This is a genomic window from Bradyrhizobium sp. WSM1743, from assembly GCF_000473065.1.
GTDB lineage: Bacteria > Pseudomonadota > Alphaproteobacteria > Rhizobiales > Xanthobacteraceae > Bradyrhizobium.
In genome coordinates this window covers 17752-34998 of sequence record NZ_AXAZ01000079.1, presented here as the reverse complement: position 1 = coordinate 34998, position 17247 = coordinate 17752, and the positions used below count along the sequence as shown (strand labels likewise).

At 64.9% G+C, this 17247-nt stretch carries 14 protein-coding genes, 1 tRNA gene and 3 pseudogenes; 7 read left to right on the top strand and 11 right to left on the bottom strand.

Annotated features, from left to right (window positions below):
• Positions 1–111 (bottom strand): annotated as a pseudogene (locus YU9_RS48330) (IS110 family transposase); the annotation flags it as partial.
• Positions 112–137: 26 nt separating this feature from the next.
• Here YU9_RS48330 and YU9_RS51240 point away from each other — a divergent pair.
• Positions 138–703: pseudogene (locus tag YU9_RS51240) on the top strand (DUF3182 family protein).
• Between the two features lie 486 nt (positions 704–1189).
• Here the strand turns inward: YU9_RS51240 and YU9_RS0132645 are convergent.
• Positions 1190–1274: transfer RNA gene (locus YU9_RS0132645), tRNA-Leu, on the bottom strand.
• A gap of 180 nt (positions 1275–1454) precedes the next feature.
• Entirely contained in the window at positions 1455–1697 is a 243-nt protein-coding gene (locus YU9_RS0132640; RefSeq protein ID WP_018647371.1) for a FliM/FliN family flagellar motor switch protein, read from the bottom strand.
• Positions 1698–1765: 68 nt separating this feature from the next.
• On the opposite strand from YU9_RS0132640, the gene lipB reads away from it, so the two are divergent.
• Both lipB and YU9_RS0132630 read left to right on the top strand, forming a co-directional pair.
• Complete coding sequence (gene lipB, locus YU9_RS0132635) at positions 1766–2515, top strand: lipoyl(octanoyl) transferase LipB (protein ID WP_027576557.1); 750 nt, start codon at positions 1766–1768, stop codon at positions 2513–2515.
• A 198-nt stretch (positions 2516–2713) separates the two neighbouring features.
• Positions 2714–3427, top strand: coding sequence for a DNA helicase (locus tag YU9_RS0132630; RefSeq protein WP_027576556.1), 714 nt, complete (start codon positions 2714–2716; stop codon positions 3425–3427).
• A gap of 45 nt (positions 3428–3472) precedes the next feature.
• Here the strand turns inward: YU9_RS0132630 and YU9_RS0132625 are convergent, their stop codons facing one another.
• On the bottom strand, positions 3473–3895 hold the full coding sequence (locus YU9_RS0132625) for a 4-oxalocrotonate tautomerase family protein (protein ID WP_027576555.1): 423 nt from the start codon (positions 3893–3895) through the stop codon (positions 3473–3475).
• Between the two features lie 110 nt (positions 3896–4005).
• Here YU9_RS0132625 and YU9_RS0132620 point away from each other — a divergent pair, with 110 nt between their 5' ends.
• On the top strand, positions 4006–4860 hold the full coding sequence (locus YU9_RS0132620; RefSeq protein WP_027576554.1) for a LysR substrate-binding domain-containing protein: 855 nt from the start codon (positions 4006–4008) through the stop codon (positions 4858–4860).
• Positions 4861–4864: 4 nt separating this feature from the next.
• Here YU9_RS0132620 and YU9_RS43135 read toward each other — a convergent pair.
• From YU9_RS43135 to YU9_RS0132605, 3 genes and pseudogenes are all read right to left on the bottom strand, one after another.
• Positions 4865–6301 (bottom strand): annotated as a pseudogene (locus tag YU9_RS43135) (TIGR01777 family oxidoreductase).
• On the bottom strand, positions 6298–6963 hold the full coding sequence (locus tag YU9_RS0132610; protein ID WP_027576553.1) for a DUF4166 domain-containing protein: 666 nt from the start codon (positions 6961–6963) through the stop codon (positions 6298–6300). Before YU9_RS0132610 ends, YU9_RS43135 begins: the two are co-directional and overlap by 4 nt.
• 16 nt (positions 6964–6979) lie before the next feature.
• Positions 6980–7537 carry a GbsR/MarR family transcriptional regulator gene (locus tag YU9_RS0132605; RefSeq protein ID WP_027576552.1) on the bottom strand — a complete coding sequence of 186 codons (558 nt, stop codon included), beginning with the start codon at positions 7535–7537 and terminating at the stop codon, positions 6980–6982.
• Between the two features lie 135 nt (positions 7538–7672).
• Here YU9_RS0132605 and YU9_RS0132600 point away from each other — a divergent pair, with 135 nt between their 5' ends.
• The gene (locus YU9_RS0132600) at positions 7673–9190 is read left to right on the top strand and encodes a PAS domain-containing sensor histidine kinase (RefSeq protein WP_027576551.1); all 1518 of its coding nucleotides are present in this window, start codon (positions 7673–7675) and stop codon (positions 9188–9190) included.
• Between the two features lie 216 nt (positions 9191–9406).
• On the opposite strand, the gene YU9_RS0132595 is transcribed toward YU9_RS0132600, so the two are convergent.
• From YU9_RS0132595 to YU9_RS0132575, 4 genes are all read right to left on the bottom strand, one after another.
• Positions 9407–9706: an acylphosphatase gene (locus YU9_RS0132595; protein ID WP_027576550.1), complete on the bottom strand. Its 300-nt coding sequence runs from the start codon at positions 9704–9706 to the stop codon at positions 9407–9409.
• Positions 9703–10569, bottom strand: coding sequence for an oxaloacetate decarboxylase (locus YU9_RS0132590; protein WP_027576549.1), 867 nt, complete (start codon positions 10567–10569; stop codon positions 9703–9705). The genes YU9_RS0132595 and YU9_RS0132590 overlap by 4 nt, the downstream gene beginning before the upstream one ends.
• Before the next feature lie 167 nt (positions 10570–10736).
• Entirely contained in the window at positions 10737–12752 is a 2016-nt protein-coding gene (locus tag YU9_RS0132585; protein WP_027576548.1) for an acetyl/propionyl/methylcrotonyl-CoA carboxylase subunit alpha, read from the bottom strand.
• A gap of 162 nt (positions 12753–12914) precedes the next feature.
• Complete coding sequence (locus YU9_RS0132575) at positions 12915–14018, bottom strand: putative zinc-binding metallopeptidase (protein ID WP_027576547.1); 1104 nt, start codon at positions 14016–14018, stop codon at positions 12915–12917.
• A gap of 221 nt (positions 14019–14239) precedes the next feature.
• Between YU9_RS0132575 and YU9_RS0132570 the strand changes: the two genes are divergently transcribed.
• Together YU9_RS0132570 and YU9_RS0132565 are read left to right on the top strand one after the other, a co-directional pair.
• Positions 14240–16717, top strand: coding sequence for a PAS domain S-box protein (locus YU9_RS0132570; protein ID WP_027576546.1), 2478 nt, complete (start codon positions 14240–14242; stop codon positions 16715–16717).
• Positions 16718–16776: 59 nt separating this feature from the next.
• Positions 16777–17217: an EamA family transporter gene (locus tag YU9_RS0132565; RefSeq protein ID WP_027576545.1), complete on the top strand. Its 441-nt coding sequence runs from the start codon at positions 16777–16779 to the stop codon at positions 17215–17217.
• Positions 17218–17247 lie beyond the last annotated feature (30 nt).

Genomic DNA, 17247 nt, shown 5'->3' with positions numbered 1-17247 from the left:
CTTCTGCCGGAGCACGATGGCACCGCGGTGATCATGACCCACGAGGTGGAACGAGTTCTTGCCGATATCGATGCCGATCACGGCGATCGCTGCATTGAGCTTCCGAGACATGGTGTGCTCCTTGTCTTGAGCGCCCCTTGCCAGCTTCTCGCACTGGCAGGGCCGGAGCACGGCCGGACCATTCCATTAGCGTCGGTTGCACGATAATCGGCGACCGGTCGATCGCCTATCACGGCACGCAACGGTCGGTTACCAACAATCATGGACTTCGGGTCTATGGCGGCTCGCACATCATTTGCGTTCGCGGCGGCTGGTCGGCCCTCGACAGTCTTCCCATGGAGACAGAGGCGAGACTCGCTGTAGATCAAGCGCGAATATACGACCACAATGCTACCAAATATCGGGGCTTCTTGGCCTCACGTCGTAACTACGATGTCGGCAAGGCACCGACGGGCGCGGGCAGTGGCGATCAGGAGTATTTGAGGCGTCCTGGCGCTCGGGCGGCGCGAGCACCGCCGAGCTTGCCGCTCTGACCGCGTTCGCCGAAGATTCCAGCTTACGAATGATCGAGACGGCGTCCGTGAAGGAGTTCGGAAATCCGCGCAAAATCCCAGCGGGCGCAGCCATCCATTTCGACGGTGATGATCCTGAAGAAGGTCCGTTGATCAGATACACCACCGTACGAGCACTACGCAGGCGGTAAGACGTAGAATATCTACACCACGTGTGCCGCAGTTCGTGCCTTAGCGCTTTTCGAACGCCGGCCTTCCGAGCACGTCTTGAGCCAACACATTCCGGGGAATGCAGGGGATAGGCGTTGTCGCTGTGGTCGCGGATGCAAACGTCAGCGCCGCGATCGAGCAGCAGCCGCATGCAGTCGGCGCGATTCAAGTCGAGATGTGCGTCGAGCAACCGGCCGAGCTCGTCGGCGCAGCTCTTCTCCGCGGTGTCTAGAGCATGAGCCGGAAAAGTGTGCAGCGGTTTTCCGAAAAGATCATGCTCAAACAATAACCTAAAGCGCGATGACGATTCATCCTAATAGGATCGCGCTTTAGATGGCGTTGACCGCTGCCTTCACCACGACCGAATCCGCCATCGAAGTCGTAGCGAACGGTCTCGACATCGTTGGCCGCCGCGAACCCTCGCTTGGAGCCACGAAATCTCTTTCGCAACAGAGGCTTATTGCCCTTGGTGCGCTCGGAGGGACTCGAACCCCCACGGTGTTACCCACTGCCACCTCAAGGCAGCGCGTCTACCAGTTCCGCCACGAGCGCGAAGGGATGCCGGCTTGAGGTTTTGAGGCCGGCCGGATCAGCGGCGCCGATCTAACAAATCCATCAGGGGGATACAAGCCTGCAAAGGGCCTGAATTCCACAAGCTTGGCAGGAAAAACGCCGCCCTCCCCCGAAGATCGGCCTTACCGGGTGCCCAGGCCGCTCCCGCGTGCCCTGGCCCTACCGGGTCCCCGGCGAGCGTGGCAGCATCTGCTTGACCTCGACCGCGATCCGGTTGCGGTCGACCAGCACGACGCCGGAGGCGACCGGCAGATTATTGGCGAGCACCTTGACCTCGTCGGCCTCGGTTGCGTCCAGCTCGATGATGGCGCCGCGGGAAAGACGTAATACTTGATGAATCGGCATCGTGGTCGTCCCGAGGACGACCATGAGATCCACGGTGACTTTATCGAGAGTGGGCACTGTCAGGACCGCCGCAACCTAGGACTTGGCATTTGCGCCTGCGATCATCACCACGTTATGGTTAGCCAATGGTTAATTCGCCTCAAAACCCCCGCCAAAACCAGCGTCAAGACCTCGATTTGAGGTCGTTTTCCGCCTCAGGCGGCGCGCCCGTCGAATGGCGAATCTCGGACGCTCCGGTACCCTATCCGGACGCGGTGGCCGCCATGGAGGCACGCGTTGCGGCGATTGCGGCGGGCGAAGCTCCTGAGCTGGTCTGGCTGCTCGAACACCCCCCGCTCTACACCTCCGGTACCTCGGGCAAGGATTCGGACCTGCTCGATGCCCGCTTCCCGACCTTTGCCTCCGGGCGCGGCGGGCAGCTCACCTATCACGGGCCTGGCCAGCGGGTGGCCTATGTGATGCTCGACCTCAAGCGCCGCCGGCCGGACGTTCGGGCCTATGTCGCGAGCCTCGAGGAATTGATCCTGCGCACGCTCGCCGCCTTCAACGTCCGCGGCGAGCGGCGCGAGGACCGGGTTGGCGTCTGGGTGAAGCGGCCCGACAAGGGACCTGAGCACGAGGACAAGATCGCGGCGATCGGGGTCCGCCTGAAACGCTGGGTCTCGTTCCACGGCATCGCCATCAATGTCGAGCCGGAGCTGTCGCATTTCGCCGGCATCGTGCCCTGCGGGGTCATCGATCCCCGGTACGGCGTCACCTCGCTGGTCGATCTCGGCCAGCTCGTGACCATGGCCGATGTCGATATCGCGTTGCGCCAGGCATTCGAGGAGCTGTTCGGGCCTACCCGCGCGCTGCTGCCGGAAACGGTCGCCTGACCCATCCTTTTGGACAAGCAAAGCTCGCGTTCTCTGCAGGCTCGGAATCGGTTACGCTTGCTTCAGGTGCCGCCCACGCCTCCCCCCCTCCGCCGGGAAAGCAGACCTCATGCTGGGCGAGTTGATCATCGGCCGACTGTTCGAGCGCCAGGCATAAGGAGGGGTTGCGATCCATGCTCGCAATGGGAGGTTTTTACGATGAAATTGTCTGCGCCCATCTACCATCTGAAGCGCAAGGCGAAGCGCCTGTCCCGCGAAGCCAGGATTCCGCTCCACGACGCGCTTGACCGCATCGCTGCGGCGGAAGGGTTTTCCGCCTGGAGCATGCTCGCGGCGAAAGCCGCGGCAGTGACGCCGGCCAACAAACTGTTTCCGCAATTCCGGCCGGGCGATCTGGTGCTGGTCGGGGCGCGTCCCGGCCAGGGCAAGACCCTGATGAGCCTCGAACTTGCCGTGCAGGCCATGAAGTCGGGCCATCGCGCCGCGTTCTTCTCGCTCGAATATACGCAGAAAGACGTGCTGGATCGCCTGCGGGCGATCGGGGCGGAGCCGGCGCAGTTCGACCAGCTGTTCGAGGTCGATTGCTCCGACGCCATCAGCGCCGACTACGTCGTGAAACAAATGGCTTCGGCGCCGCGCTGCACATTCGTGGTGATCGACTATCTGCAACTGCTCGACCAGAGGCGGGAAAACCCCGACCTCACCGTTCAGGTGCGCGCGCTGAAATCATTCGCGCGTGACAAGGGGCTGATCGTCGTCCTCATCTCGCAGATCGACCGATCCTACGATCCCGCAGTCAAGCCCTGCCCCGACCTCGCCGACGTCAGGTTGCCGAACCCGCTGGACCTGAAGCTGTTCGACAAAACGTGCTTCATCAGCAATGCCGAGGTTCAGTTCCGCGTGGCGAGCTGAGCGATTCAGGCCGCGGGTGGGGTTGTTCACCCGCGGCCTGCAGCATCACGCCGCCTTCAGCGCAACGTCGAGCTTGCCGGCGATGTAGCGCCGCTCCTGGGTGAGTCCGCCAAAGCCGTAGGCGTCGCCCCTGACCTCGTCGACATGCAGGTAGGTCTCGGGGTGCAGCAGGCCCAAAATCTCGGCCATGCGCTGGAACATGGCGGCGAGATAGGCCGCCTTCTCGTCCTTGGTGTTGGTGCCCTCGGTGACGTGGATGTCGATCCAGTAGCTGGCGAGCCTTTGCTCGGCGAGCGACTTGCCGCCGGCGAACCAGTCGCCCGCATCGACCGATTTCACGATGATGGCGGTGACCTCAGGGTCCTTGTGCAGGATTTTTGCGGTGAGCTCGGACACGGCGTTCGCGATGTCGGCCTTCAGCGAGGGCGACTGGCGGGAAGAGCTGTAGGACACGGTGATCAGGGGCATTTTCGTCTCCTCGATATGCTGCGCGATTTGCGCGGCGTTGGTGAGAAGCTAGACCCCCGAACGTCATTTTGGTATCTTATCTATACTTGTAATAGTGATAACGATCTGTAATGACAGCTACGCTCGACATCGCCACTGTCCAGGCATTCCTTTTGGTCGCCGACCTCCAGAGCTTTACGCGTGCCGCCGAAGCGCTCGGCACGACGCAAGCGGCGGTCAGTCTGAAGCTGCAGCGGCTGGAGACATTGCTGGGAAAACGCCTCGTGGAGCGCTCGCCGCGGGCGGTCCGGCTCACCGCCGACGGCGCGGCCTTCCTCGATCGCGCCCGCGCGCTGATGGAGGCGCATGATCGCGCGCTGTCGGGCGACGCTTCAGCCGCGCAGTCGCTCTCGCTCGGCATCTCCGATCACGCGGCGGGCCCGGAACTGGTGCCGCTGCTCGAGCGCCTGCACGCGATGTCTTCAAGCCTCACCCTCGCCGTCACGATCGGCTTCTCGCGCGAGATGCAGGATGCCTATGACGCGGGCGAGCTGGATGCGGTGATCGTCCGCCAGGAAGGCAGCCGCCGCGGCGGCGAGAAGCTGGCCGAGGACGAATTTTGCTGGTTCGCCGCACGACGCTTCACCTTTCCGAAGGGGCAGCCGCTGCCACTCGCGACCCTCGCCCCGCCCTGCGGCGTCCGCGCCGTAGCCGTGCGCGCGCTCGACAAGGCCGGCATCGCCTGGCGCGAGCGTTTTGTCGGCGGAGGCGCCACCGCGGTGATTGCAGCCGCGCTTGCCGGATTGGCGGTCGCGCCGCTGGCGCGGCGGATTGCGCCTCCGGGGCTGGTCGATATCGGAGCTGCACACAAGCTGCCGAAGCTCGGCAGCTCCAAGGTGATGCTGCATTCGAAGGTCAGCGATCCCGCCAAGCTCGCGGCGCTACGCGCGGTGGCGGCGACGTTTCGAAGTGTAGCCGCCACCTGAAGTCTCACAGGATCGCCTCGAACGCGCTGCGCAGCGTCTCGTGGCGAAAGACGAAACCGCGGCTCAGCGCCTTGTTCGGCAGCACGCGCTGGCCGCCGAGCAGGAGCTCGTCGGCAAAGCCGCCGCCGATCCGACGCAGCAGGCTGCCGGGAATGCGAAACAATGCGGGCCGGTGCAGGCGGCGGCCGAGCTCCTCGGTGAACTTTGCGTTGGTGACGGGGATCGGCGCGGTGGCGTTGACGGGCCCAGTGAGATCCGGCGTCGCGATCACCTAGGCGATCAGCCGGATCAGATCGTCGCGCTCGATCCAGGACATCCACTGCCGCCCGGTGCCGAGCGGGCCGCCGAGGCCGAATTCGAACGGCGTCAGCATCCGCGTGATGAAGCCGCCTTCGGTGCCGAGCACGAGGCCGATACGCAAATAGACCACGCGCACGCCGAGTTCCTCAGCCGGCCGCGCCGCCTTCTCCCAGGCCGCGCACAGCTCGTGGCTGAAGCAGGCATGCGACTTTGCCGATTCCGTCAGTACCTGGTCGGCCCACAATCCGTACCAGCCGATCGCCGAGCCGCTGACCAGCACCTCGGGCTTGCGCTCGAGCCGCGCGATCAGTTTGACGACCTCGCCGGTCATGTCGATGCGGGAGTTGATGATCTTCGCGCGCTTCGCTTCGGTCCAGAGGCCGTTGCCGATCGGCTCGCCGGCGAGATTGACCATGGCGTCGATCTGCGTATTCGCGGCGAGCTGGTCGAGGCTGGTGATGAGCGTCACCGGCGGTGGCAGCATCTCGGCCTTCGCGGGATTGCGGATCAGCGCGATGACGTGATGCCCTGCCCCGCTGAGGCTTGCCGCAAGCCGGCTGCCGATGAAGCCGGTGGCGCCTGATATCAGCACGGTCTTGCGGCCGGGCAGCTTTTCGACAAGTTCGGCCGCCGGCACGCTGCGCATGCGGCCGAGCCGACGCATCGTGGCAAAATCCCTGACACCGCACAGAGCCGCGCCGATCGCGCAAGCGGTCGCGGCGATGCTGAGCAGGCTCTGATACACGACCGTCACGCCGAAGGGCTGCATCGCCCACTCAATCAGCACCGGCAGCAACAGCACCAGGATGGCACCGTAGTTGATCGCCAGCAGCGTGTGGTTGATGCGTTCGCTCGGTGGCAGCTTCCGGCTCAGATCCTCCTCGACGAAATCCATCAGCGTGATGACGATCTCGGCAACCAGCACGGCGACGATCAAGAGCGCCAGCACGCCATAGACCTCGAGCCAGCCGAGCAGCAGGAACAGCAGCGCATAGAGCATGTTGCGGATGCCGTGCAGCTTCAATTCGAAACGCTGCGACGGCCGCCAGGCCAGGCGCTCGATGAATTCGTGGTGATAGAAGGTATCGAACACGCCCATCGCGATCTGGATGCCGATAAGCGTCCACAACAGCGGCGTCATGACACGGCCTCCCTGAACAAGGCGGACTGATGGATCAGCGCGCCGTAACGCGGATGAATGACATCGAGAGTGAAGCGGAAGACGCCCTCGCCGAGGTCGCGGTGCGTCACGGTGAGGTCACCCGGCGTGAGCCATTGCGGCAGCGGGATCCACAGACGTCCGAGCTGCAGGCCGTAACCGGCGCTACGGAAGGTCAGCGCCTGGCCCTCGACCGCGATGCGCAGCGCCATCGAGACGCCGAAGCCGACATACTCTTCCAGCCCGGTCGGGCCGGCGAAACGTTTGGCGGAATGGATCACTTGCGGAAAGCCGCGCTTGCGCGCGCAGATGCGCGTCCAGGTCTGGCCGCCGGTCGCAGCGTCCTCGGTGACCGTGACGATCATGGGCACGCCGGTGTCGCGTCCGGTCGGCAATGGGCCACCGATCAGGCGCGCGGCCTGCGCGAACCACCAGCCGATGTCGCTGAAGGCGAGCTCGTCGACGATTCCGACATAGACCACGCTGTCGCCGTCGGCGACGCGTTTGGAGAAGCGCCGCCAGGTCGCGAGCGGCAGGCGGCCCCAGTCCTCATCCGACAGCAGCGCACGGAAGCGGCGGTCATCGAGCAGTCTTGTGTGAGCGGAGATCGATGCGCTGGAGCCTGATAATCTTGCAGACGTCATCGCATCCCCCTCAAAGCTATTTGACCTTGCCCATCGGCAGCAGGTTGGCGATCTTCTCGCCAAGCCGCATCAAGGCGACCAGCCGCGGCCGCGGCACTTTCAGCATCTGCATGAACCAGTGGTCGGCGAGCTCGGTGAACGCGAGCATCTCCTTCAGGCGCTTGGCTGCGACCGCACTGATAGCGGGATCGTCAGTGGCATCGGACACGCAGGCCCGGAGCGCTGCGATCGCCGGATCAATCTCCCGCTCCTTGCGCCGCGCCGCGATTCGAGCCGCGACCTCCCAGATGTCGGTCTCGGCCTCGTAATGGTCGCGGCGGTCGCCCAAGATCGGCACGCGCCGGATCAGGTTCCAGGCGAGCAGCTCCTTCAGCGAGTTGGAGACATTGGAGCGCGCCATGCCGAGCGTATCGGCGATGTCCTCGGCCGTCATCGGCGCCTCGGCCAGATAGAGCAGCCCGTGGATCTGGCTGACCGAGCGGTTGACCCCCCACTCGTCCCCCATGTCGCCCCAATGCAGGATGAAGCGCTCGACGGCGGCTGGCAGTTTCTTTTTTCCGGTTATTTCTGTCATGACAGAAATATCTGACGAATTCCGCTTCGTGTCAAGAAGCCCTGCACACCGCCATGACACTTGCCTAAAAATGTCCCATAGAGCGGAACAAATCCTCCGGCTGCGGCGTTTGTCCCCGTCGAGGCGGGGTTCGGAATGGCCAAAAAGTTCAGTCAACAGAGAGACTTGTTCGAGAGCGAGCGCAGTTTCCGGCTGTTGGTTGAGGGGGTTGCCGACTACGCCCTCTACATGCTTGACCCCAAGGGGATCATCACCAGCTGGAACATCGGCGGCGAACGCATCAAGGGCTATTCGCCTGACGAGATCCTCGGCCAACATTTTTCCCGTTTCTACACCGAGACCGACCGGGCCAATGGCAAGCCGGCGCGGGCGCTCGGTATTGCGCGGGAAAAGGGCCGATACGAGGAGGAAGGCTGGCGCGTCCGAAAGGATGGTACGTTCTTCTGGGCCAGCGTGGTGATCGACCCGATCTACGAGGACGGCGCGCTGATCGGCTTCGCCAAGATCACGCGCGACATCACAGAGCGCCGCAATTCCCAGCTCCAGCTCGAGGCGATGCAGAAGCAGCTGGCCGAGTCGCAGAAATTCGATGCGCTCGGACAGCTCACCGGCGGGGTTGCCCACGACTTCAACAATCTTCTGATGATCATCAGCGGCAGCCTTCACATCCTGAAGAAGAGCGCCGCCAACGACCCCAAGCTCGAGCGCGCTATCTCCGCGATCGAGACCGCGACCAGACGCGGCGCCGCGCTGACGAACCAGCTGCTCACCTTCGCGCGGCGGCAGAGCGTCAACCCGCAGGCGATCGATTTTGCCGAGCGCGTCGCGGCCATCCGCGAGGTGCTCGACGCCGGCGTTGGCAGTTCCGTGCGTCTCGCCTTCGACATCCACTCCGACACCTGGCCGATCAAGGCCGACGTCTCCGAGTTCGAGACCGCGCTGCTCAACCTCGTCATCAACGCCCGCGACGCGATGCCGGACGGTGGCACGGTGACGATCGGGGCGCGCAATCTCGTGCTGAACGAGCCACCCCTCGCCGGCGACTTCGTCGCAATCGACGTCACCGATACCGGGCTCGGAATCCCCTCCGACGTTCTCGACAAGATCTTTGAGCCGTTCTTCACGACCAAGCCGATCGGAAAAGGCACGGGCCTCGGCCTTTCGCAGGTGCACGGCTTCGCCCACCAGGCCGGCGGCACGGTGAAGGTCGCAAGCGAGCTCGGCAAGGGCACGACGTTCACCATCATCCTGCCGCGCGGCACGGATGCGCCGTCGCGCGAGACATCGGGAGCGCCGTTTCGCGGCAGCGGCACGGTGCTGCTGGTCGAGGACAATCCCGACGTCGCATCCGTCAGCACCGGTCTTCTGGAGCAGCTCGGCTATCACGTGCGCCGGGTCGCCGATGCCGAAGCGGCATTGCTTGAGATCGAGAGCAACGGCGTCGACTTCGTGTTCTCGGACATCGTCATGCCCGGCAAGATGGACGGGCTCAGCCTCGCCCATCATCTCCGCCAGATCCGCCCCGGTCTGCCGATCCTGCTTGCCACCGGTTACAGCGAGGTCGCCGCCGGCGTGCGCGGCGATTTCCCGATCCTGCGCAAGCCCTACGAGATCCATGAGCTGAGCGAGGCAATCGCCAAATTGCCGAGGTGACGTCCTTCTTCACCTCTCCCCGCTTGCGGGGAGAGGTCGAATTCGATCGCAGATCGAATTCGGGTGAGGGGGTACAGGTCCCTCCGCAATCTCGCGTGTGGAGAGAGCCCCTCACCCCAACCCTCTCAGCGCGAGCGAAGCTCGTCGCGATCCCGCAAGAACGGGGCGAGGGAGCCCGCCGCCGCTGCGGCGATTGTTCGACCTCACCGCATCAGCTCACACCGTCGGCAGCACCGAGAACGCTTCCCCCGCCCGGCGCAGATTCAGCTCGTCCACACCTGCCGTTTCACTGGTGACACTGTCGACGCGCGAGGACGGCGGCCCGTGGCGGCACAGCGCGACCATGTCGGCAACATGCTTCGGCGCGCCGGCGAACAGCGCTTCCACGCTGCCGTCGCGGCGGTTGCGGACCCAGCCTTCGAGGCCGCTCGTTGTCGCCTGGTACTCGACCCAGGCGCGATAGCCGACGCCCTGGACGCGGCCGCGGATCATGACCTGGAGAATCGCCCGGCTCATTTTTTCGGTCCCAGGAGATCGGCGCTGCGCGTCTTGACGTCGCTCTCGCGCATGACACGGGCCATCAGCTCCGACGATGCCAAACCCTTCAGACTTTTCGGCGACATGCCCTCGCGCAACGCCTTCTGCGTCTCGTAGACCGCCTGCGTCGCGGCGGCGATCGGCGTATGGCCCTGGAGCGCGATGCGCACGCGCTGGCTCGTAAGATAATCGAGCGCGTTCAATTCCTCGGACGCGCCGCCGAGCACGATCGGCAGGCGCGTGGCGGATGCGATGGCCTCGAGCTCGGCGCGCGACTTGATTCCCGTGAAGAACAGCGCATCGACCCCCGTCGCTTCATAGGCCCTGGCACGGCGGATCGCATCGTCGATCGAGGTGATCGCGGCAGCGCCCGTGCGGCCTATGATCACCAGCGACGGATCGCTGCGGCCGCCAAGCGCGGCCTTCATCTTGCCGATCCCTTCCTCGACCGAGATCAGCTGCGTCTTCGTCTCCCCGAACGCAGCCGGCAGCAGCGTGTCCTCGATGGTGAGGCCGGCAGCCCCCGCCGTCTCCAGCTCTTGCACCGTGCGGCACACGTTCAGCGCATTGCCATAGCCGTGGTCGGCGTCGACCAGGACCGGGAGCGCGGAGGCGCGCGACATCCGCCGCATCTGCTCGGCAAGCTCGGTGAGCGTGATCAGCGTGACATCGGGATCGCCGAGCACGGCGAGCGAGGCCACTGATCCCCCGAACATGCCGAGCGGGAAACCGAGGTCCTCCGCGATACGGATCGAGATGGCGTCGTAGACCGAGCCGGGATGGACGCAAGTCCCGCCCGACAGGATCGATCGCAGTTTCTCGCGGCGGGAACGAAAGGCCATGGTTGCCCTCTCAATTTATTGCGACGCAGCCGCAACATACTCCGTCATTGCGACCGTAGCGAAGCAATCCAGGAATGCATCCACGGAGACAGACTGGATTGCTTCGTCGCTAAACGCTCCTCGCAATGACTGTGCTCGTGGGCAGATCGCCTGCCTCACTCACACTCTTACGCGAACTCCAAGATCAGCGCGTCCACCGCGAGCGTCGCGCCGGCGCTCGCGTGGATCTTCTTCACGGTGCCGTCCTGCTCGGCGCGCAGCACGTTCTGCATCTTCATGGCTTCGACCACCGCCAGCGTCTCGCCGGCCTTGACCTCCTGTCCCTCGGTCACCGCGATCGAGACCACGAGGCCCGGCATCGGACAGAGCAGCTTCTTGCCGGTGTCGGAGGCCGTCGTCACCGGCATCAGCCGGGCAGACGTCGCTTCCGTCTCGGTCCAGACATAGACCGGCACCTCGACGCCCTGGTGCGCAAGACGAATGCCGTTGGCGATCGGCCGCGCCTGCACCGCAATGAAGTGCCCGTCGATCGTGCCCTGCCAGACCGGATCGCCCGGCTTCCACGGCGACTGCAACAGATGCGCATTGCCGGCCTTGCCGTCGGCATCGATGAAACGGATCGCGATCGCCTCGCCCTCGCGTGCGACCTCGAGCAGGATCTCCTGACGGTCGAGCCACACCGCGCGGCGGCGTTCGCGCTGCACGACGCGGCCGCCCATCTGTCCCGAGATCTGCCGCTTGCGCTCCCCGAGCACGTGATCGATGGCGGCGCCGACGGCGGCGATCCGCCGGGCGACTTCGCCTTCCGGCACGCGCACGGCAAAGCCCTTGGGAAACTCCTCGGCGATGAAGCCGGTCGAGAGCCGTCCCTCGCGCCAGCGCGGATGATGCATCAGCGCCGACAGGAACGGGATGTTGTGGCGGATGCCGTCAACGTAGAACGAATCCAGCGCGGTCGACTGCGCCTCGATCGCGGCCGCGCGCGACGGCGCGTGGGTGACGAGCTTGGCGATCATCGGATCGTAATGGATCGAGATCTCGCCGCCCTCCTGCACGCCGGTGTCATTGCGCACGGTGATGCCGTCCTTGCTGGCTTCCGCCGGCGGGCGATACTTCACGAGCCGCCCGATCGAGGGCAGGAAATTGCGGAACGGATCTTCGGCATAGAGGCGGGATTCCACCGCCCAGCCCGTCAGCGTGACGTCCTTCTGCGCGATGGCGAGCTTCTCACCGGCGGCGACGCGGATCATCTGCTCGACGAGGTCGACGCCGGTGACGAGCTCGGTGACGGGATGCTCGACCTGGAGACGTGTGTTCATCTCCAGGAAGTAGAAGCTCTTGTCCTGCCCGGCGACGAATTCGACGGTACCGGCGGAATCGTAGTGCACGGCCTTGGCCAGCGCGACCGCCTGCTCGCCCATCTTGCGGCGGGTTTCCTCGTCGAGCAGCGGCGACGGCGCTTCCTCGATGACCTTCTGGTTGCGCCGCTGGATCGAGCATTCGCGCTCGCCGAGATGAATGACGTTGCCGTGCTTGTCGCCGAGCACCTGGATCTCGATGTGGCGGGGATCGACGATGAACTTCTCGACGAAGACGCGGTCGTCGCCGAACGAGGCCTTGGCCTCGGCCTTGGCGAGATTGAAGCCTTCAGCGACCTCGGCCTTGGAATGCGCGATGCGCATGCCCTTGCCGCCACCGCCGGCGGAAGCCTTGATCATCACGGGGTAGCCGATCTCGTCGGCGATACGCACCGCGTGCTTGTCGTCCTCGATGACGCCGAGATAGCCGGGCACGGTCGAGACCTTGGCCTTGGCGGCGGCCTTCTTGGATTCGATCTTGTCGCCCATCGCCGCGATCGCGCCCGGGTTCGGGCCGATGAAGACGATGCCGGCGGCTTCCAGCGCGCGCGGAAACGCCTCGCGCTCGGACAGGAAACCGTAGCCGGGATGCACGGCCTCGGCGCCCGTCTTGCGGCAGGCCTCCACGATCTTCTCGATCACCAGATAGCTCTCGGCCGCAGCCGGCGGGCCGATCAGCACGGCCTCGTCGGCCATCTCGACATGGAGGGCATCGCGGTCGGCCTCGGAATAGACCGCAACCGTCTGAATTCCCATCTTGCGGGCAGTCTTGATGACCCGGCAGGCGATTTCGCCGCGATTGGCGATCAGAATGCGTTTGAACATGCTTTTCTTGAGTCTCGACCTTGGGCGGGACCCTTCCCTGGCCGTTTGGGCCTATGGGACGGGCCGTGTGGCTCCCGTGGTACAGCAAAATGGGCCGGAGGCAACGGTCTAAATCCGGGCTTCTGGCGTACCAGCGCAAGACCGAAATGGGCGCGGCGAGCCCTAGGGACGCCGTGCAGCTTCCCGAGGCCTACCAGCCTTGGCCGCGTCCCGGACCAGGCCGTGAATGAAGCCGAGCTTGGCGACCACAGCGGGCGACAGGATGAAGGGATAGAGGTCGCGCAGGCCCATGGCCCGGTTGACGCTGTTCATGGCGAAGGTGAAGGGCAGCCATGCGTCGACGAGCGCCTGGACGTCCCTTGCCTCGTACGGGTTGAAACGGATACGCGCCGTCAACTCCCCGTCGCGGTCAACCTTGGGGCGCACCTCCATGCCGAACTCGGAGGCCATCTCCAGGGTGTCGACGATGTGGAGATAGTGCGCCCAGGTTTCGGCGAAGTCTTCCCAGGGATGCATCGTGGCATAGGCCGAGACGTAGTTCTGCTGCCAGTCCGGCGGCGCGCCGTCCGCGTAGTGGCGTTGCAAGGCCTGACCGTAATCGGCCGCATCGTCACCGAACACCGCGCGGCATTCGTCGAGCTTGCCGCCGTCGCGCACCAGCACGTCCCAGAAATAGTGGCCGACCTCGTGCCGGAAATGTCCGAGCAGCGTCCGGTAAGGCTCGCCCATCTCGCGCCGGCGCCGCTCGCGCTCGATGTCGTCGGCCTCGGTCAGCGCGATCGTGATCAGGCCATTGTCGTGGCCGGTCATGATCCTCGTGCCGCTGTGCGGATCGTCGGCGAGGAAGTTGAAGATCAGGCCATGCTCGGCATTGTCCTGCCGGTTCTGCAGCGGCAGCTTCCAGCGGATCAGGGAATAGAACAGCCGGTGTTTTGCCACCTCCAGCTCGCGCCATCCGGCGAGCTGCGCGGGCTCCGACAGGTCCGGCACCATCCCGTTGTGGCGGCACGCACGGCAATAGCCGCTGCTCTCGCCGGTGTCCGTCAGCCAGTTGCAGGCATCGTACTCGGCATTGCGGCACAGCATGCGTCCCCTGCCCGCGTCGGCCAGGGTCGTCCAAGCTCCGCTTTGAGCCTCACCCTCAGGCTCGAGCGCCGACATCGTCTCCTTCTCCGGGAGGAAGGCGACGCGGTGACCGCAACGCTCGCAGGTGCGGTTCTCGAAATAGAGGACGTTGCCACAGGACTGACAGACAAAGAGCTTCAAGATCTGGCCTCTCCGAAAGGGAGTCCCATGAATGAGAGTAGTGGCGCCTCGCGAAGACGCGTCCGCGGCCGCATCGTTCCAAGATCAGGAACAAATTGCCAGACCGGGCGTTGCTTGACCGCACTTTCACCCGTTCTGGCTGGCCGCGGGTCCTTCCAGACAGTCTATCTCCTCTAGGCAATGGCCATCGCGCTCCGTCTGTGTGAATATCAGTCCGGCACGTGCGCACCCGCATGACAACGGCCGACGCCTTGAACGATCCTTTGCCCGAGACAATCGCCGCCGAAAGGCTGCGCCAGCACCTCGAAGACGTCGCGCGCGAGCGCGACAACGCCTACCGCGCGCTCCAGGAGCGCGAGGCCGAGCTCGCGCGCATCCAGCGCATCGGCAAGGTCGGCGGCCTCGAGGTCAACTTCCGCGAAGGGTTCAAGAACCGCCGCTCGCCGGAATACCTGATGATCCATGGCCTGCCGCCGGAGGCCGTCGACGAGTCGCACGAGGACTGGGTCAACCGTATCCATCCTGACGACCGCGACGCGGCAGTGAAACACTTCTTCGAGGCGCTTTCCGGGACCAGCGAGGATTACACCGCCGAATACCGCATCATCCGTCCGAGCGACGGCGAGACCCGCTGGATCCGGGTCGTCGCCAAGATCGAGCGCGACAAGGACGGCCGGGCGATCCGCCTCGTCGGCGCCCATATCGACATCACCGACCAGGCGCTGGCGCGCGAGACGCTGCGCGAAAGCGAGGAGCGCTTCCGGCTGATCGCCGACAGTGCGCCTGTGCCGATCTGGGTGACCAAGCTCGACCGCAAGCGGTCCTTCGCCAACCAGGCCTATGTCGATTTCGTCGGGCTGCCCTACGACCAAGCGATCGATTTCGACTGGCGTAAGGTGCTACATCCGGACGACCTGCCACATGTGCTGCAACAATCCGTCCAGGGTGAGGCGTCGCTAAAGCCGTTCGTGCTGGAAGCGCGCTACAGGAACGCCAGCGGCGAATGGCGCTGGCTGCGCTCGGAATCGCAGCCGCGCTGGGACCCGACCGGCAAGCATATCGGCTTCATCGGCGTCGCCCACGACATCACCGTCGCCAAGCAGGCCGAGATCGAGCTCAGGCAGCTCAACGAGACGCTGGAACAGCGTATCGCCGAGCGCACCGCCGAGCTCGAAGCCAACCAGGCGCGGCTGCGCGCGATCCTGGAGACCAGCAACCAGTATCAAGGACTGGTCAATCTCAAGGGCGAGCTGGTTTACGCCAACAAGACCGCGCTCGACGGCATCAAGGCGAGCTCTGCGGACGTGATCGGGAAGCCATTCTGGGAGACGCCCTGGTTCGCCGGCACCCACGGTATGAGCGCCGCCGTACGCGAAGCCTTCGACACCGTCCTGAAGGGCGAAGCGGTACGACTGGAGATGCGGCTGCGCCTGCCGATCGGCGAACGTGACTTCGACTTCGGCATGCGGCCCGTGCTCGACCGCCACGGCAACATCACCGGCGCCGTGCCCGAAGCCGTCGACATCACCGAGCGCCGTCTCGGCGAAGAGGCGCTGCGGCAGTCGCAGAAGATGGAGGCGATCGGGCAGCTCACCGGCGGCGTCGCGCACGACTTCAACAACCTCCTCACCATCATCCGTTCGGCAACGGACTTCCTGCGCCGGCGCGAGCTACCGGAAGAGCGGCGCCGCCGCTATGTCGACGCCATCTCCGACACCGTCGAGCGCGCCTCGAAACTGACCGCGCAGCTTCTGGCCTTCGCCCGCCGGCAGCCGCTGAAGCCACAGATGTTCAATGTCGGCAGCCAGGTCGAAGGCGTGGCGCAGCTGGTCCGGCCGCTGGTCGGCGGCCGCATCGAGATCAGCGTCGAGATTCAGGACGCGGATTGCTTCACTGTCGCCGACGTCGCACAGTTCGAGACCGCCCTGATCAACCTCGCCATCAACGCGCGCGACGCCATGGAGGACGAAGGCCGCCTCACCATTGCAGTGCGCAAGGTGCAGGGCATCCCGCGCCTGCGCGCGCAATCGGCGCGCGGCGGCGATTATGTCGCGATCTCGGTCGCGGATACCGGCAGCGGCATCGCGCCGGAACATCTCGACCTGATCTTCGAGCCGTTCTTCACCACCAAGGAGGTCGGCAAGGGCACCGGCCTCGGCCTCAGCCAGGCGTTCGGCTTCGCAAAGCAGTCCGAGGGCGACATAGCGGTGACGAGCACGCAAGGTCAAGGCGCGACCTTCACCATCTACCTGCCGCAGGCTCAAAGTCCCGCCACCGAGAAGGAGGCGGCGGCGCTGACCAGCGAGGCAGCGACCACCGGGCGCGGCTACCGCGTGCTCGTGGTCGAGGACAATGACGATGTCGGCCAGTTCTCGACCGAGCTTCTGGAAGATCTCGGCTACGTCGTCCGCCGCGTCGCCAACGCCAATGCGGCGCTCGCGATCCTCCGCGAGAACGAATTTGCCGTCGACCTCGTCTTCTCCGACGTCATTATGCCCGGAATGAACGGCGTCGAGCTTGCCGGCGTCATCCGCGAGCGCTATCCGGGCCTGCCCGTGGTGCTCACCAGCGGCTACAGCAACGTGCTCGCCGAAAGCGCCCATCGCGGCTTCGAGCTTATCCAGAAGCCGTATTCTGTGGAATCGCTCTCGCGCATCCTGCGCAAGGCGATCTCGGAGAAGCTGTCCGGGGCAAGGTGAGTGTGCTAGCCCACGAATGTGGCCACAAACGCCGTCCTGAAGCAACGGATATCGATAACATGAAACCCGCCCTCCTCTCCGCCTGGCAGATCTGGGCGCTGCTCTCTGCCTGCTTTGCGGCGCTGACCGCGATCTTCGCCAAGGTCGGCGTCGAGAACATCAATCCGGACCTTGCCACCTTCATCCGCACCATCGTGGTGCTGCTCGCCTTCTCGGTGCTGCTGTTCTTCACCGGACAATTCACCGTGCCCTCGGCGGTCTCGCCGCGAACCTGGCTGTTCCTGGCTTTGTCGGGCCTAGCGACCGGGGCTTCGTGGCTCTGCTATTTCCGTGCGCTGAAGCTCGGCCCGGCGACGCTGGTGGCGCCGATCGACAAGCTCAGCGTCGTGCTGGTCGCCCTGTTCGCATTCGCCTTTCTCGGTGAGCGGCCGACGGCGCAGGGCTGGGCCGGCATCGCCATGATCGGTGCCGGCGCGGTGCTGCTGGCGGTCAAGTTTTGAGGAGCACGGCGTGATCGGCGGAACCAGGCG

Excerpts from the sequence above, each read along its gene's own strand:
- lipB (WP_027576557.1), top strand. The coding sequence starts at position 1,766 with ATGGTTAATTCGCCTCAAAACCCCCGCCAAAACCAGCGTCAAGACCTC.
- YU9_RS0132630 (WP_027576556.1), top strand. The coding sequence starts at position 2,714 with ATGAAATTGTCTGCGCCCATCTACCATCTGAAGCGCAAGGCGAAGCGC.
- YU9_RS0132625 (WP_027576555.1), bottom strand. The coding sequence starts at position 3,895 with ATGCCCCTGATCACCGTGTCCTACAGCTCTTCCCGCCAGTCGCCCTCG.
- YU9_RS0132620 (WP_027576554.1), top strand. The coding sequence starts at position 4,006 with ATGACAGCTACGCTCGACATCGCCACTGTCCAGGCATTCCTTTTGGTC.
- YU9_RS0132610 (WP_027576553.1), bottom strand. The coding sequence starts at position 6,963 with ATGACGTCTGCAAGATTATCAGGCTCCAGCGCATCGATCTCCGCTCAC.
- YU9_RS0132605 (WP_027576552.1), bottom strand. The coding sequence starts at position 7,537 with ATGACAGAAATAACCGGAAAAAAGAAACTGCCAGCCGCCGTCGAGCGC.
- YU9_RS0132600 (WP_027576551.1), top strand. The coding sequence starts at position 7,673 with ATGGCCAAAAAGTTCAGTCAACAGAGAGACTTGTTCGAGAGCGAGCGC.
- YU9_RS0132595 (WP_027576550.1), bottom strand. The coding sequence starts at position 9,706 with ATGAGCCGGGCGATTCTCCAGGTCATGATCCGCGGCCGCGTCCAGGGC.
- YU9_RS0132590 (WP_027576549.1), bottom strand. The coding sequence starts at position 10,569 with ATGGCCTTTCGTTCCCGCCGCGAGAAACTGCGATCGATCCTGTCGGGC.
- YU9_RS0132585 (WP_027576548.1), bottom strand. The coding sequence starts at position 12,752 with ATGTTCAAACGCATTCTGATCGCCAATCGCGGCGAAATCGCCTGCCGG.
- YU9_RS0132565 (WP_027576545.1), top strand. The coding sequence starts at position 16,777 with ATGAAACCCGCCCTCCTCTCCGCCTGGCAGATCTGGGCGCTGCTCTCT.